This window comes from Methanocellales archaeon, assembly GCA_028715985.1.
Lineage (GTDB): Archaea > Halobacteriota > UBA148 > UBA148 > UBA148 > UBA148.
The window spans coordinates 32,140-46,939 of sequence record JAQUQR010000001.1; the positions used below are offsets into that span (position 1 = coordinate 32,140).

Annotated in this window: 21 protein-coding genes and 1 tRNA gene; 17 read left to right on the forward strand and 5 right to left on the reverse strand. The window is 45.3% G+C overall.

All coding sequences use genetic code 11. The features are described 5' to 3' along the window. Window position 1 precedes the first annotated feature (1 nt). Both gatB and PHI74_00175 read left to right on the forward strand, forming a co-directional pair. Window positions 2-1,432 carry an Asp-tRNA(Asn)/Glu-tRNA(Gln) amidotransferase subunit GatB gene (gene gatB, locus PHI74_00170; protein ID MDD5484440.1) on the forward strand — a complete coding sequence of 477 codons (1,431 nt, stop codon included), beginning with the start codon at window positions 2-4 and terminating at the stop codon, window positions 1,430-1,432. Then, window positions 1,404-3,407 (forward strand): DNA topoisomerase I, encoded by a 2,004-nt coding sequence (locus PHI74_00175; protein ID MDD5484441.1) that lies wholly within the window; start codon window positions 1,404-1,406, stop codon window positions 3,405-3,407. The genes gatB and PHI74_00175 overlap by 29 nt, the downstream gene beginning before the upstream one ends. Before the next feature lie 38 nt (window positions 3,408-3,445). Here PHI74_00175 and PHI74_00180 read toward each other — a convergent pair whose 3' ends face one another. From PHI74_00180 to PHI74_00200, 5 genes are all read right to left on the reverse strand, one after another. Beyond that, window positions 3,446-4,192 carry a nuclease-related domain-containing protein gene (locus PHI74_00180; GenBank protein ID MDD5484442.1) on the reverse strand — a complete coding sequence of 249 codons (747 nt, stop codon included), beginning with the start codon at window positions 4,190-4,192 and terminating at the stop codon, window positions 3,446-3,448. Between the two features lie 18 nt (window positions 4,193-4,210). Then, window positions 4,211-4,516, reverse strand: a complete 306-nt coding sequence (locus PHI74_00185; GenBank protein ID MDD5484443.1) for a hypothetical protein — start codon at window positions 4,514-4,516, stop codon at window positions 4,211-4,213. A gap of 234 nt (window positions 4,517-4,750) precedes the next feature. After that, window positions 4,751-5,506: a geranylgeranylglyceryl/heptaprenylglyceryl phosphate synthase gene (locus tag PHI74_00190; GenBank protein ID MDD5484444.1), complete on the reverse strand. Its 756-nt coding sequence runs from the start codon at window positions 5,504-5,506 to the stop codon at window positions 4,751-4,753. A gap of 1 nt (window position 5,507) precedes the next feature. Then, window positions 5,508-5,654, reverse strand: coding sequence for a 50S ribosomal protein L40e (locus PHI74_00195; protein ID MDD5484445.1), 147 nt, complete (start codon window positions 5,652-5,654; stop codon window positions 5,508-5,510). Window positions 5,655-5,808: 154 nt separating this feature from the next. Next, window positions 5,809-6,333: a DUF367 family protein gene (locus PHI74_00200; GenBank protein MDD5484446.1), complete on the reverse strand. Its 525-nt coding sequence runs from the start codon at window positions 6,331-6,333 to the stop codon at window positions 5,809-5,811. A 58-nt stretch (window positions 6,334-6,391) separates the two neighbouring features. On the opposite strand from PHI74_00200, the gene PHI74_00205 reads away from it, so the two are divergent. The 15 genes from PHI74_00205 to pyrG all read left to right on the forward strand — a co-directional run bounded on the left by PHI74_00205 (window position 6,392) and on the right by pyrG (window position 14,750). Then, window positions 6,392-6,504 (forward strand) — tRNA-Gly (locus tag PHI74_00205). A gap of 5 nt (window positions 6,505-6,509) precedes the next feature. Then, complete coding sequence (locus tag PHI74_00210) at window positions 6,510-6,824, forward strand: ribonuclease P (protein ID MDD5484447.1); 315 nt, start codon at window positions 6,510-6,512, stop codon at window positions 6,822-6,824. A gap of 214 nt (window positions 6,825-7,038) precedes the next feature. Next, window positions 7,039-7,488: a 30S ribosomal protein S19e gene (locus PHI74_00215; protein MDD5484448.1), complete on the forward strand. Its 450-nt coding sequence runs from the start codon at window positions 7,039-7,041 to the stop codon at window positions 7,486-7,488. 8 nt (window positions 7,489-7,496) lie between these two features. Then, window positions 7,497-7,823, forward strand: a complete 327-nt coding sequence (locus PHI74_00220; protein MDD5484449.1) for a DNA-binding protein — start codon at window positions 7,497-7,499, stop codon at window positions 7,821-7,823. After that, entirely contained in the window at window positions 7,820-8,458 is a 639-nt protein-coding gene (locus PHI74_00225; protein MDD5484450.1) for an alpha hydrolase, read from the forward strand. The genes PHI74_00220 and PHI74_00225 overlap by 4 nt, the downstream gene beginning before the upstream one ends. Further along, the gene (locus PHI74_00230) at window positions 8,455-8,607 is read left to right on the forward strand and encodes a 50S ribosomal protein L39e (GenBank protein MDD5484451.1); all 153 of its coding nucleotides are present in this window, start codon (window positions 8,455-8,457) and stop codon (window positions 8,605-8,607) included. Before PHI74_00225 ends, PHI74_00230 begins: the two co-directional genes overlap by 4 nt. Window positions 8,608-8,615: 8 nt before the next feature. Continuing rightward, window positions 8,616-8,873, forward strand: coding sequence for a 50S ribosomal protein L31e (locus PHI74_00235; protein MDD5484452.1), 258 nt, complete (start codon window positions 8,616-8,618; stop codon window positions 8,871-8,873). Between the two features lie 14 nt (window positions 8,874-8,887). Then, window positions 8,888-9,547, forward strand: a complete 660-nt coding sequence (locus PHI74_00240) for a translation initiation factor IF-6 (GenBank protein ID MDD5484453.1) — start codon at window positions 8,888-8,890, stop codon at window positions 9,545-9,547. Between the two features lie 6 nt (window positions 9,548-9,553). Continuing rightward, window positions 9,554-9,730 carry a 50S ribosomal protein L18Ae gene (rpl18a, locus tag PHI74_00245; GenBank protein ID MDD5484454.1) on the forward strand — a complete coding sequence of 59 codons (177 nt, stop codon included), beginning with the start codon at window positions 9,554-9,556 and terminating at the stop codon, window positions 9,728-9,730. Between the two features lie 2 nt (window positions 9,731-9,732). Next, entirely contained in the window at window positions 9,733-10,146 is a 414-nt protein-coding gene (gene pfdA / locus PHI74_00250; protein MDD5484455.1) for a prefoldin subunit alpha, read from the forward strand. A 7-nt stretch (window positions 10,147-10,153) separates the two neighbouring features. Beyond that, window positions 10,154-11,050 (forward strand): signal recognition particle-docking protein FtsY, encoded by an 897-nt coding sequence (gene ftsY / locus PHI74_00255; protein ID MDD5484456.1) that lies wholly within the window; start codon window positions 10,154-10,156, stop codon window positions 11,048-11,050. 6 nt (window positions 11,051-11,056) lie between these two features. Then, the gene (locus PHI74_00260; protein ID MDD5484457.1) at window positions 11,057-12,364 is read left to right on the forward strand and encodes a signal recognition particle protein Srp54; all 1,308 of its coding nucleotides are present in this window, start codon (window positions 11,057-11,059) and stop codon (window positions 12,362-12,364) included. Window positions 12,365-12,397: 33 nt separating this feature from the next. Next, the gene (locus PHI74_00265; GenBank protein ID MDD5484458.1) at window positions 12,398-12,577 is read left to right on the forward strand and encodes a methytransferase partner Trm112; all 180 of its coding nucleotides are present in this window, start codon (window positions 12,398-12,400) and stop codon (window positions 12,575-12,577) included. After that, entirely contained in the window at window positions 12,574-13,164 is a 591-nt protein-coding gene (locus PHI74_00270) for a hypothetical protein (protein MDD5484459.1), read from the forward strand. Before PHI74_00265 ends, PHI74_00270 begins: the two co-directional genes overlap by 4 nt. A gap of 5 nt (window positions 13,165-13,169) precedes the next feature. After that, the gene (gene pyrG, locus PHI74_00275) at window positions 13,170-14,750 is read left to right on the forward strand and encodes a CTP synthase (glutamine hydrolyzing) (protein ID MDD5484460.1); all 1,581 of its coding nucleotides are present in this window, start codon (window positions 13,170-13,172) and stop codon (window positions 14,748-14,750) included. The last annotated feature ends 50 nt before the right edge of the window (window positions 14,751-14,800 follow it).

The following is a 14,800-nucleotide window of genomic DNA, read 5'->3' on the forward strand; positions in this document are numbered from 1 at the left end:
AATGAAAGAGGTCATCATCGGCTTGGAGGTCCATGTACAACTGAACAAGCTAAGATCCAAGCTTTTTTGTTCCTGTTCTACGCAATATCATGACTCTGAGCCTGATACTCATACCTGTCCCGTTTGCTTGGGGCTGCCAGGGGCTTTGCCTGTTACAAATGGGAAAGCTGTTGATAATGCGATCAAAGTCGCATTGGCTTTGAACTGCAACATAGAAGAATGGACTATGTTCTATCGGAAAAACTACTATTATCCCGATCTGGTCAAGGGCTTCCAGATATCCCAATATGATTACCCCATTGCGACCAACGGCAGTATCAGTCTGGATACGGAAGATGGCGAAAGGGCCATCAGGATCAAGAGAGTTCACATGGAGGAAGACCCAGGCAGATTGGTTCACGTAGGCACGATAGACAAGTCTAAATATTCGCTTATTGACTACAATAGGTCTGGTGTGGCCTTGTTGGAAGTGGTGACGGAACCAGACTTGCGTACGCCAAAAGAGGCCAGATTATTTTTGAACAAGTTGAAAAACATCCTGGAATATCTGGATGTGTTTGATAGCTCTCTGGAAGGTTCGCTTAGGGTAGATGCCAACGTATCTATAGCAGGAGGGAAACGGGCAGAGATAAAGAATATCTCCTCCTATAAGGGAGTTGAGAAGGCTTTATTGTTCGAAATCGTGCGCCAGAATAATCTGGTGAGGAGGGGGGTTAAAGTGGTGCAGGAGACGCGTCACTTCGATGAAGTGCGCGGTATCACGATCTCGCTTAGGACGAAAGAGGGAGAAGAGGACTACCGATACTTTCCTGAGCCGGATTTAGTTCCGATTACCATAAGGGATAGGGTGGATGACATCAAGAAGACCTTACCGGAATTGCCGGATGCCAAGCGCCAGAGATTCGCTCTTCAGTATGGTATCTCGGATAATCACGCTAAAGTGCTTATATCCGAGCTGGGGTTGGCCAATTTCTTTGAGACCGTCGCAACTGAGGTGGATGCAAACTTAAGCGCAACATGGATAGCAGACGTCTTGAAAGGAGAATTGAACTACCGCGATCTGGATATAAGCGCATTTTCACCCGCTCACATGGTCCAAATCTTGCAAATGCTGAAAAAAGACACGATCACGGAAAAAGGCGCAGTGCAGGTCATACGAACGCTACTTGATGAGGGAGGGACTCCATCAGAGATCGTCAAACGTAAGGGCTTGCTGAAGATTGCGGCAGATGTCAGCGAAAATGCTGTCTTTGAGGTCCTAGCGGAGAATCCTGCCGCTGTTCAGGATTATCACGATGGCAAAGATGAAGCGTTGAATTTCCTGGTGGGGCAGGTTATGAAAAAAACTCGCGGAAGGGCAGATCCCAGAACTGTTAGCAAATTGCTCAAGGAGAAATTACAAAATGCACCTGATAATCACCGAGAAGCATAGCACAGCGAAGAGAATCGCGGCTATACTTTCCGAAAAGAAACTGAAGAAAGAGAGGATCAGCGGCGTTGATACCTATAAATTCAACGAAACGGTTGTGATGGGTCTATCTGGCCATATACTGGAAGTGGATTTCCCCAAGGAGTATAACAACTGGCAAAAGACGGACCTGAAGGAACTTATCTATGCTCAGATACGCACTTCACCCACACATGCTAATATGGTCACTGCGCTTCGAAAGCTCGGGAAAGAGGCGAAGCATCTTACCATTGCCACCGACTACGACAGGGAAGGCGAGCTTATCGGTGTCGAGGCGCTGAAGGTGATACAGAAGATAAATCCCGATGTTCCAGCAGATCGGGTTCATTACAGCACCATAACCCCCGCAGAGATAAAGCAGGCATTTGCATCCCCGACAAAGATAGATTTTAACCTGGCTGCAGCAGGTGAATCCCGTCAGATCATAGACCTGGTATGGGGCGCAGTGCTGACCCGTTTTGTCTCGCTCAGTTCAGGAAGGCTCGGCGACAAGTTCCTTTCCGTGGGGCGGGTCCAGTCACCAACTCTTGCCCTACTGGTAAGCAGGGAAAAGGAAAGGGATGCTTTCGTACCCGTACCCTACTGGGAAATCTATGTGATACTGGCAAACAGCGGGGAATTCGAGGCACAGCATAAGAAGGGAAGATTCCTGGATAAAGCTGAAGCTGCAGCGGTTCATGCAAAGCTCGGAAAGACAGGACTCGTTAAAAGCATCGAAACGGGAAAACGAAGCGAGAAGCCTCCCACCCCCTTCAATACGACAGAGTTCCTGAGAGCAGCAAGCGCTTTAGGGATATCTCCGGCAAATGCCATGCGGATAGCAGAGTATCTGTATGTCAACGGTTTTATCTCGTACCCCCGTACCGACAATACCGTTTATCCCGCCACGCTTGATACCAAGGGCATCATGGCCTCATTTTTGAACACGGAGTTCCATGAGTATGCGCAGAAACTCCTCAAAGGGAAGCTGACGCCCACAAGAGGCAAGAAGGAGACCACTGACCACCCGCCAATACACCCGGCGACTCCTGTTAAACGAAGCGAACTCCGAGAGCATGAGTGGAAAGTATACGAACTGATCGTGCGACGATTCTTTGCGACGTTTGCAGGCGAAACAAAGTGGGAGACCCTTGCAGTGACCGTGGATATAAGCGGCGAAGATTTTGGAGCGAACGGCGCAAGGATGATTGAGCCGGGATGGCGATGGTATTATCCCTATAATGCCCCCGAGGACAGACTCCTTCCTCAGCTCAAGGAAGGACAGGTTCTGACGGTCAAAGAAACGAACCTTGCAGGGAAAGAAACGCAGCCCCCCTCAAGATACGGGCAGGGGCATCTGATCAAGATAATGGAAGATATGGGGCTGGGCACTAAATCCACGCGCCATGAAATAATCTCAAAACTGTACTCCAGAGCGTATGTCGTGGGTAACCCCATACAGCCTACAAGAACGGCATATGCTGTGATCGAAGCGCTCGAGAAGTACGCAAATACCATCACAAAGCCTGAGATGACTTCCAGGCTTGAGAAGGACATGGACAGAATCGCCGATGGCACGATCGATGAAGAGAGCGTTGTCCAGGAATCCAGGGAGATGCTTGATGCACTATTTGAAAAATTAAACGGAAGCAAAGAGCACGTGTCCAGGACCCTCCAAGAGGGATTGAGAGAGGATAAGATAGTGGGCAAGTGCCCGGATTGCGGCTCCGATCTCATTATACTAAGGTCCAGAAGGGGCCGTTTTATAGGCTGCACAGGCTATCCGGATTGCTCGTTCTCCCTTCCTTTGCCAAAGAGCGGAAGCATAATAGTGACAAGCAAAGAGTGCGACGAGCACGGTCTTCACCATTTAAGGATCGTCACCAAAGGGCGCAGGCCATGGGACCTGGGGTGCCCCCATTGCAACTACATCGAGTGGCAGAAGTCGAAGAAAGAATGAGAATTACGTTAAAACGTTGTTATGTTCAATTGTCGAGCTTAACGGAGAGCTACCTTTAGAATCAAATTCCCAATTGATTCTAACTCTTTTGAAGAAAATTTGATTTTTGATTCTTTATTTTGGAGATAATCATATAATTCTTCAACTTTCAGTACAGTAACGGTTGGCTCATTTAATTTCAAATTAACATTGGGGTTTGTAAAAACAACAATTCCTTCGACCCATATTTTTAATGGATTTCTGAATATGTTTTTCTGCGATTCTATCAGTTGTTTTAATTTTACTGCATTTCCTTTAACTTGTTTACTAGGGCTCCCGATATCATAATCTCTCGGTTCTTTCCAATACGGTCTTCCTCGCATACTTATTGTAAAACCACCCTCATAATGTCTGTGCCATTCATCACCATCACAAATAATCTCTCCTTCATAGTTTTTGGTCTCGATTACAAAAATCCCCTTTGGGCAAAGGAGAATGTGATCAACGTTCCCGTATCTTTCTGGTAGCATTACATCGTTGATTAAGTAATGACCGTCATCTAAATTCCGAAGCATATCAATAACTATTTTTTCTCCAACTAACCCAACGCTATACTTTGTGTATTGTACCAAGAAATATCCGCCAATCACCATAATATAACCAGAAATACACACAAAAATAAAGTTTGCAAACATAAAAGAGAAAATCATTCCTAGAATTCCAATTGAGAGAAATACAAATGATGCTTTCGCGTAAAATTCCATTTGTTCTTTAAGATAATTGCCTTTTTCTTTCAGGATTTTCATAGTACAATTTTATTTCCTTTATTTAAAGAAACATTTTTGAACGTATGGTTTATCTTCTGTGATTTCTCGAATTAATTTCAAATCAAAAAAAGTATCATCAAATCTTGGACAGAAGTTTGGATTATCTTTCTTTATCAATTCTGTAACCTCAATTAAAACTTCTTCCTTTGTTTTTTCCTTCTCGCTTTTTTTACCAAGACTATGCAACCTAAAGCTCCAATATGCTTGTCGCAACATGTTCTGGTTAAAATCCCATCTTGGTATATGGCTTAATTCTTCCTTGACCTTCTCTCTCATTTGGTTGAGTTTCATAATATGTTCCATTTTCTCGCCTTAAGTATCTATCTTACTATTAGATACAAGGATACTTAAATCTTTCTATTTTGAAATTGAATAAAAATCTGTGAACTCCCTACTTGGCTGCTATTCGTCACTTCGCTATACTTCGTTCTTCGACCTCGTTTAATTTGGAGAATATAACAGCCGCTAAAAGACTCAACCTGTAGACTACGCCAAAATTTGATCTCGGTGGAAGAAAAGCAATCTCGTGTTAGAATCTTATTCCTTAATCGCCCTGACGATCTCCTCGATCTTGGACTTTGCGTTTTCCTCTTCTACCACCGTTCCTGTTACGATGACATCTGCGCCTGCCTTTGCGCATTGCTCTGCGCTCGTGCCATCTCTGATTCCTCCGCCCACGATGACCTTTGTATCACCGATGGACTCCTTGACTGCCTGAATCAAAGACGTTGGAACCGGCTCGTCCACACCGGAGCCCGCCTCCAAATAAACCCATCGCATCCCAAGATATTTGGCAGCGAGAGCGTATGCAACTGCCAACTCTGGCTTTTCCCTGGGTATTGGCTTAGCATCGCCAATCCAGGCAGCTGTTCCCCCCGGATGGATAAGGAGGTATGCCATCGGAATCGGCTCTAATTCGTACCTCTTGATGATGGGTGCTCCTAGGGCTTGATGGGTAGTTATATACGTGACGTTTCTGGAGTTCAATAAACTCATAAAAAAAACTGCATCTGCATGTTTGCTGAGTCCGTAGACACCACTTGGGAACAGGATTGTGGGCAAATCCGTCCTCTTCTTTATCGCCAACAAAGTCTGGTCAAGTTGAGAGCCTCCAGCGCCTACAGAGCCACCGATCATGATCGCATCCGTCCCACTAGCCGTGGCATCAGCAGCGATTTCTGCAGCCCTGTCCACATTCTGAGAGTCCGGATCAATCAATGTCAGATGGGCTACACCATCTTTATCGATGATTTCGTTAAGGCGTCTTTCCACCTTCATCTCATCTAATCTCATCTCACTTCTTACTCTCCTTAGACTTCATTCGCAATCCTTTATAACCACATTTTCTGCATCTTACAGCCCGAACAGGGTTGCGTGCATTACATTTCATACAGATTCTTAAATTAAGAATTCTTTTCTCTGCCTCTGGAAATCGCGCCATTGATAGTACCTCAATTAAATGTGATATCTAACGTTCGGTATAACCTCAATATGATATTAACACTTAACCTTAACGATATCCGTGCTTTTTGTCGCAGGATGATTTAAGGATTTGTGGGCTTTTTGTAGTTTACGGGTAGAAGCCTAAAATCACATCACATATACCCCTTCTGAATCTCAATCACTTCTGCGCTATCCTTTGCCTTTGAATATTCTTCCAGCGGCTCTCGATTCAGCTCCAAAAAATTTAGCCCCCAGCCAAACTTGCTGAGAATCTGTATGGCTTGCGTTTTTCGGTTGAGTATGTACAGGGCTGCAGCCAATGCCTCAACGCTGCTCAGCTGAAAAGGTCTGCCATAGTTTACGGGGTTCGCAGCTAATAGATATGGCAAAGCTCTGTGAAGCATCCGCTTTCTCCGAAGTCGTGGGAAGACATTCTCCACTTCTTTCCAGGAGCAGTCCATCACCACTATGCCCTTTTTTAATCCGCTCTCATCAGCCGGGGATATCGCATTACTTGCTAAAGGGTCGAGTAATATTGAGTCAGAAGGCAGTTTTTCCACTTTTCTATGTAGCTCCACTAAGCCCAGCCTTGCCAGCTTCAAAGAGGTGCACCTCTTCGATGCACATTGTCCTGCATGATACGCATGCAAACGGACATCCGTCATCATCGTCAACATTTATTATCGTCCAAGCATATTAATTAAGAGTTCAGTCATGTTAACGTTGCTGAACAGCGCGCCGATAGTCTAGTGGTTAGGACTTGGGCCTTCCAACGATCTTTCCCATTTCGTGCAGATGGAAAGTGAGGGAGATAGCCTACAACCCGGGTTCAAATCCCGGTCGGCGCATGAAAATGAAAAAAAAATATTGGATCCAAGACATATCAAAACAACGAATTGAGAGACTATTTGAATTCGCTGGTCAGGAGTTTGATGAACATCCCGATCGAAGCAACAGGTATGTTCAGTTGGCCAGACAAATCGGCATGAGGCATAATGTCAGGATTCCTAGGGGGTTAAAAAGGCGAATGTGTAAATATTGCCATTCTTATTTGGTGCCTGGAAGCAACGCAAGAGTGAGGTTGCGAGGAACACATGTGGCAGTAACCTGTCTCGTGTGCGAGAAGCAAATGCGGTATCCCTATTCTTCAAGAATTGAAGAAAGATAGATTATTTTTTGAGGGCGCCTTAGTTAAATTTAAAAGCTATATTGCGCTATGGGTTGTAACTGCCAGATGCCATTTGTTGGTCACTGAGAATCTCCCCAACAGATATGCTATTTATAGTATCTCAACAGTTATGGCAAGTCGAGTGAATTAATTACCGTATGCTTTAAAAAGCAAGCGATAGATTAATCAACAATGCTTCCAATGGAGGTCAGAGATGACGACAATTTACGATGTACCTGCGTCTGCGCTTATAAACAAAGCAGCGCAGCAACTAAAAGATGAGGAACATATGGTCCCACCTGATTGGTCAGCATATGCCAAAACAGGCGTGCATAAGGAGATGCCACCCTCAAGCGAAGATTGGTGGTACGTGAGGTGCGCTTCAATCCTTCGGCGTATCTATATCGATGGGCCAGTTGGGGTTTCAAGGCTCAGATCATTCTATGGCGGTAGTGGGAACCGGGGGTCGAAACCAGAGCGATTTTCAAAAGGGAGCGGCTCAATCATCCGAGAAGCCCTCCAGCAATTGGAAAAATCGGGGTATGTTAAAAAGATTAAAGGCGGTAGGATAATCTCCCCACAGGGACAATCATTCCTAGACAACATCGCGAATGAAGTTAAGAAAGAACTCGTAAAAGAAGTTTCAGGTCTCGAAAAGTATTGATTTTTATGATGAACGATGAATTAGATGAAATCAGGAGGAGAAAACTAGAAGAACTTAAGCAAGAGCAAATGCGAGTAGCCCAGGAAGAGGCGGCAAAAGAGGAATTGCAAGCTAAAAAGCAATCCATCCTGCGTGCTATATTGACCACCGAGGCACGCGAGCGTCTGAATAGCATAAGAACGACGAGACCCTCATTTGCCGACCAGGTCGAACTTCAATTGATAGCACTCGTTCAGAGTGGTCAGATTCGCCAGCAAATTAATGACAATCAGTTAAAACGAATACTTCTCCTGCTTCAACCCAAGAAGAAGGATGTAACAATCAGACGAATATGAAAGTTTCAGTTTTGTTCAGCGGTGGAAAAGACAGCTCGCTTGCAGCAATTATGCTGGGACAATTCTTTGAAGTTGAGTTGGTCACATGTAACTTTGGCATCCTTCCTACGTGTCGTCCTGTGCGCTCGATTGCAAGCGAACTAGGTTTTCCACACAGATTCGTGCAGTTGGAGCCAGAAATACTCCAAGATGCCGTGCGTTTGGTGGTCAACGATGGCTTTCCAAATAATGGCATCAAGTTGATACATTGTCATGCATTGGAGCACGTGGCGACTGATGTGCAGGCAATCGCAGATGGAACCCGGCGTGATGATAGGGTGCCGGTGCTAAGCTTATCTGAGGTATTGAGCTTGGAAAGCAGGCTTAATGTACATTATATCCGTCCTTTGGAAGGCTATGGTAGAAAAACTATTAATGTGCTGGTGGACAGATACTTTGAGATTGAGGAAAAGGAAAGCGCTTTAATGAAAGGTGCTGAATATGAATTCGAGCTTAGGGAAGAGATCAAAAGGCTATATGGAGATGATGAGGTGCGAAGGATATTCCCACGACATCATACTCATTCCAGGGTGATCAAAGTGCGAACAGAATTTTTTGAACTCCCGGGATTCAAAAGGGCTAAGGTGAGAAATTGAGCAAGAAGACAAAAGGCAGAAAGATCCGGTTGTCAAAGGCGACTAATCAGAATAGACGGGTGCCTGTATGGGTGATAATGAAAACAAATAGGGCGGTGATGACGCATCCGAAAAGGCGGCATTGGAGGAGAAGTGATCTGAATATCTAGGAGGAACCATGGTTGAGGGAGAAAAGATATACACGATTCCATTGAGGGCTGTAAGAGGTGCGCCAAGATGGCAGAGGTGCAATAGGGCAATCAAAGAGATCAGAGATTATCTGGCAAAGCATATGAAAGCTGACCAGGAAAAAATACACTTAGATGCGTCGATAAATGGGATTGTATGGGAACATGGAAGCAAAAAGGCACCATCGAAAATTCGGATTAAAGCAATGAAGTTCGAAGACGGAGTTGTTGAAGCAGAAGTTGCATAGGATGGGATGATTCCATGATAAGGCGATTGAGCTTCGATGGAAATCCGTTTATTGGGGTGTTCGCTGCAAGCACAGAGAATGTGGCGATATTACCGCCAGACATCCCAAACAAGACCTTTCAAAAGGTATCTGATGCATTGGGCGTTGAGGCTGTGAGAGCCTTTATCGGGGAGAGCTCCGTACTGGGCGCTCTAATAGCTGGAAACTCGCATGGTTTTGTGACGTCTCCTTATGCGCTCAAAGAGGAAATTGAGGTGATAGAGAAATATGCTCCTGTCGCCAGATTGCCAGGTAAAATGACTTCGGCCGGCAACCTGATCTTGGCAAATGATAGTGCAGCGGTGGTGCATCCGTTCATGGACAAGAGAGCCATAGATGTAATAAAAAATACATTACAAGTGGATGTGCACAAGGGAACCATCGCTCATTTAAAAACCGTTGGAATGGCAGCGGTCGCAACAAACAAAGGAGTCCTGGTCCATCCGAAAGCATCTGCATCGGAATTAGAGTTTCTGGAAGATGTTTTTGGTTTGCCGGTGGACATAGGCACCGTAAACCGTGGCTCTGGATTGATAGGCTCCGCTTTATTGGCAAACTCGAAGGGATGCGTCGTAGGGTCACAGACCACGGGGCCAGAGCTCGGTAGGATAGAAGATACGCTTAGTTTTGGGTGATAAAATATGAAGACGTTTCTCATAGAAGGAGAGTTCAGGGCCGGGACTGAGTGGGAAAAGTTTAGGAAGCAGGTACAAGGCCAAAATGAAAGAATGGCTGTTGAAAAGCTCTATTCCTTGGTCGGTAGCAAGCATGGTTTGAAAAGAAATTTCATAAAAATTCATTCAGTCAAAGAGGAATGAGCATGGTTGAGAAAAAGATGAGTGAAGAAGAACTTCGAAATATCCTCCTACAGCTACAACAATATCAAGCCACTTCAGAGGCACTTCAGCAGCAGATCGCCTTGATAGACACCTCAATACGTGGATGTGAGAGTGCCATGCAGGTCCTTGATGGGCTGGAGGGTGTAAAGGACAGCAGGGAAATGCTAGTGCCCATCGGTGCCGGGTCCTACATATATGCATCCATCACCTCAGATCAGATTTTGATGGAACTTGGTGCTGGTATAAGCGCAGAAAAAAGCGTTGAGGAAGCGAGACAAAGCATATCGGAAAGAAAGGATAGGTTAAGCAAGATGATCGAGCGTTTTAATAAAGACTTGGGTGAGATACATAAGGAAATGCAGAATTTGCAGCTGAAAGCCTCTCAATATGGGTAATTAGTCTATGTTCGATGGTGTGAAAAAAAGAATCCATGCCTTTCAAAAAGAGGCAACGACCTTTCTTAAAGGTGAATTAGACGAAAAAGCCCTGGATAAAATGCTATCGGATTTTGAGTTAAGCCTTATTGAAAGCGATGTTGCATTGCCAGTGGCAGAGGCTATAGTGCAGTCTGTAAAAGCAAATCTATTCGACACCAAAAGAAAACAAGCTGATGACGTGCTAGAGAGTGCAATACGCGATACATTAAAAAAAGTGCTCTATTCAAGAGATTTTGATTTTGATGAGTATGTCAAGAATACGACAAAGCCGATCAAAATCCTTTTTGTCGGGATCAATGGGGTGGGTAAAACAACTACCCTAGCGAAAGTTGCTAGGCGTCTGCAAAAAAATGGGCACTCCGTCGTCATCGCAGCTGGAGATACACATAGGGCGGGTGCATCTGAGCAAATAAGCATCCATGCACAGCGGTTAGGCGTTAAGCTAATCGAACACCAGGTTGGTGCCGATCCCTCTGCAGTGATATACGATGGAGTTCAGTATGCCGAGGCGAGACACAAAGACGTTTTGCTGGCTGATACTGCAGGCAGACTGCACACAAAGGTGGGCTTAATGGACCAGCTAAAGAAGATATGCAGGGTGATCGTTCCAGACCTCGTCATCTTCGTCGACGAGGCTATTGCGGGAAACGATGCTGTGGTTCGAGCCCAGATGTTCAAAGAGGTGGTCGGCATCAATGGTTCCATTCTTACCAAGGCGGATGTAGATGTAAAAGGTGGTGCTGCAATCTCTATAGCCTATGCCACTGGGTCCCCAATACTTTTTTTGGGAACCGGACAAGAATACGAAGACCTGGTGAAGTTCCAGCCAGAATGGTTGTTTGACCGATTATTTGAGGAGTAAATACGTATGCTCGATAACCTGAGTCTCTCGCTACAGAATGTGGTCAAGAAGATCGCTGGAGCCAGAAGAATAGACCCTCGCACGATAGATGAAATGGTCAAGGATATCCAGAGAGCCTTATTGCAAGCGGATGTGAAAGTCCAGCTGGTAATGGGTTTATCGACGAGAATAAGGGAAAGAGCGCTCAAGGAGAAGCCACCAGTAGGGGCAAATCCAAGGGAGCATGTCATAAGAATCCTGTATCAGGAGTTAGTGGATATATTGGGCAAGGGTGCAGATATTCCTCTGGGCAAACAAACGATCCTAATGGTGGGCTTGTATGGCGGGGGAAAAACGACTACTGTAGCAAAGCTTGCAAGATACTTCCAAAAAAAAGGTCTAAAGCCTGCCGTAATTTGTGCCGACTCCTACCGGCCAGGAGCCTATGATCAGCTAAAACAATTGTGCGAGCAGATTAGCGTCCTCTTTTATGGCGAGAGGGATAGTGAGCCTATCACAATCGTAAGAAATGGGCTAAAAGAGATCAAAGGGGATGTGATGATCATCGACACTGCAGGACGCCATGCGCTAGAGTCAGATTTGATAAAGGAGATGAAACAAATTCATGCACTTGTAAAGCCGGACCAAAGTTTGCTCGTGCTGGACGGGGCTATGGGTCAAATTGCCGGCAAATATGCGAAGGATTTTGATGATGCCATTGGAATTACCGGCGTAATACTAACCAAGTTGGATGGCACCTCCAAAGGCGGTGGGGCTCTGTCAGCCATCTCAGAAACAAATTCATCCATAGCATTTATAGGGACCGGTGAGACGTTGGATGATTTCGAAAGGTTTGATCCAGATCGATTCATATCGAGGTTGCTTGGCATGGGGGATATCAAGAGCCTGATCGAGCGGGCGGAAGAAACTTCGGCTGCAGAGGACTTAGACGTGGAATCGATGCTTCGCGGAAGGTTCACCTTAAAGGACATGTATAAACAACTTGAAGCGGTAAGTAAATTAGGCCCCCTTAAGCAAGTGATGCAGATGATGCCCATCGGCTTAGGGGTGGACGTATCTGATGAAACCTATCAAGTTACGAAGGACAGACTAAGTCGCTATAAGGTGATAATGGACTCTATGACTGATGAAGAGATGCAAGATCCGAGAATCATTGGCAGCTCGAGAATAAAGCGAATCACCTTGGGATCTGGTACCTCTCTGGCAGATGTTCGTGAGTTATTGAAATATCATAAAATGATGCAAAATGCGATGAAGGGTTTTCGTGGGGGTAAATTCCCGATGAGAAAATTGATGAAGAGATTTAATATGTGAAATGCCATATTGGAATGTGCCGAGGTAATCAACATGAAAAGGGATTTGATGGACATCCTGGCTTGTCCTATGTGTAAGTGTGATCTGGAATTGGAGGTCGTCGAAGGCGATGGGGAAATAATCACTGGAACACTTTACTGCGCAAAATGTGATGAGTTTTATCCGATTGAGGAAGGAATTCCAAATCTACTGCCACCGGACCTTAGGCGATGAAATTGCAGACAATACACATTAACCGGAGCGATATTAACTCGATCGAATTCGATATCAAAGAGCTCACAATCCCACTAAGTCCAGGGGATGAAACGAGTTTCGAGATCAAGGTGATCAACTATGGGACCCCCACTCACATATATCTGTCAGCAACTGAGAATATCAGGGATAAGATCACATTCCTAAGCCATAATCCCTATGTGAGATATGAAGAGACGATACCCATAGTGGCACGACTTCCAAGGGATGGCAAAGGGCTTTACGTCGGAGAGATAGTCGTAACCACCGGTTATGGGGCAAAGAAGAGCGGTTTTGTCATAAAATTGGGGCTCGAAGAAGAAACACATGTTGTGGTCGATGAGGGCTTAGTTAAGCGCAAATATATCAAAATGCGCCACAAAAAAGCCGTCGATATTACGTTGGTATGGCATCCTTTGGCAATCCCCCTAATGATCTGCTTCATCATCGTCTTCCTGATTTTGGCATACGCGAAATCTGGGAATGCACAACTTTTCAGCGCAGTAATGGCCTCCGTCTTGATCGTTTTTGTCATACTATACGGCCTAATCAAACTAGTCAAAGCGTGAGTGAGATGAAATACATCGTGATTACGGGCGGAGTTATGAGTGGCTTAGGAAAGGGAATTACGGCCGCATCAGTGGGTCAAATTCTGAAAAACAAAGGATATGAAGTTACTGCAATCAAGATCGATCCCTACATAAACATCGATGCAGGTACGATGAATCCCTTCCAACATGGGGAGGTCTATATACTCAAAGACGGTGCTGAGGTTGACTTGGACCTGGGACATTACGAGCGTTTTCTTGATACTGAACTTACCGGCGAGCATAATCTGACAACAGGCAAGGTATATCGTTCTGTGATCGAAAAAGAGCGCAGAGGAGACTATCTCGGGGGCACCGTTCAAATAATCCCCCATATAACCAATGATATCAAGGAACGAATAAGGCATGTTGCAGCCAAAAGCAAGGCAGATATTTGCTTGATCGAGATAGGTGGTACGGTTGGTGACATCGAGAGCATGCCGTTCCTGGAAGCCGTCCGCCAAATGCATGGTGAGGAGGCTGAAGAGGACTTGGTTTTCATCCATGTTACCTTGGTACCTCTTAGCCTGCTGGGGGAACAAAAAACTAAACCAACACAGCATTCAGTTAAGGCGTTCCGAGAATTGGGACTCAGCCCTGACATAATCGTTGGGCGATGTAAGACGCCTTTATCACAGGAAACAAAATCGAAAATTTCGCTGTTCTGTGACGTGCCTGTTCAAGCAGTAATAAATGCACATGATGCCGAGGATATTTACTTTGTACCTCTCTTATTGGAGGAGGAGGGTCTAGGTGAATTTCTCATGAACAAACTTCATCTTACTCCCCGAGGGGATAGGACGGAATGGCGCCAGATGGTTGAAAAAATGTCCTCTTTAAAAAGAAGAGTTAGTGTTGCAATAGTCGGTAAATACACCCATCTCGAAGATGCATACCTGAGCATCAAAGAGGCATTGAAACATGCTGGCATCGATCTGGGCTGTGCTATAGATATCACATGGATCGAGGCAGAAAATCTTGAGGCAGAAGGAACGAAATGCCTAGATGGTTTGGGCGGCATACTGGTTCCCGGGGGATTTGGCGTCAGGGGAACGGAAGGCAAGATTTGTGCCATTAAATATGCCAGAGAGAACGATGTACCCTTTTTGGGACTTTGTTTTGGCATGCAGCTAGCAGTCATCGAATTTGCCAGAAATGTAGTTGGTTTAGAGGGTGCAGGCAGCTCTGAATTGGCGGAGACTAAACATCCGGTTATCGATCTTCTGCCGGAGCAATGTGGCATCGAAGACATGGGCGGAACGATGCGTTTGGGTAATTACGAAGCGAGCTTAAAAAAAGGATCCCTCGCACATAGGATCTACGGGGCTACGGAGATCATTGAACGCCACAGGCATAGATATGAGGTGAATCCAAGATATATAGATCAAATAGGGGCGCATGGCATGATCTTTTCCGGCAGGAACGACCACAGGATGGAGATCGCAGAGATCCCCTCTCATACTTTCTTCTTCGCCTCACAATTCCACCCGGAATTCACATCGCGTCCTGGGCGGGCTTCACCGCCGTTCAAGGCGTTTGTAAAAGCGATTTTAGAATCATCTCGGTGAATGGTTGGACATACATATATATCTATCTATTCATCCATCTATTTTTATTT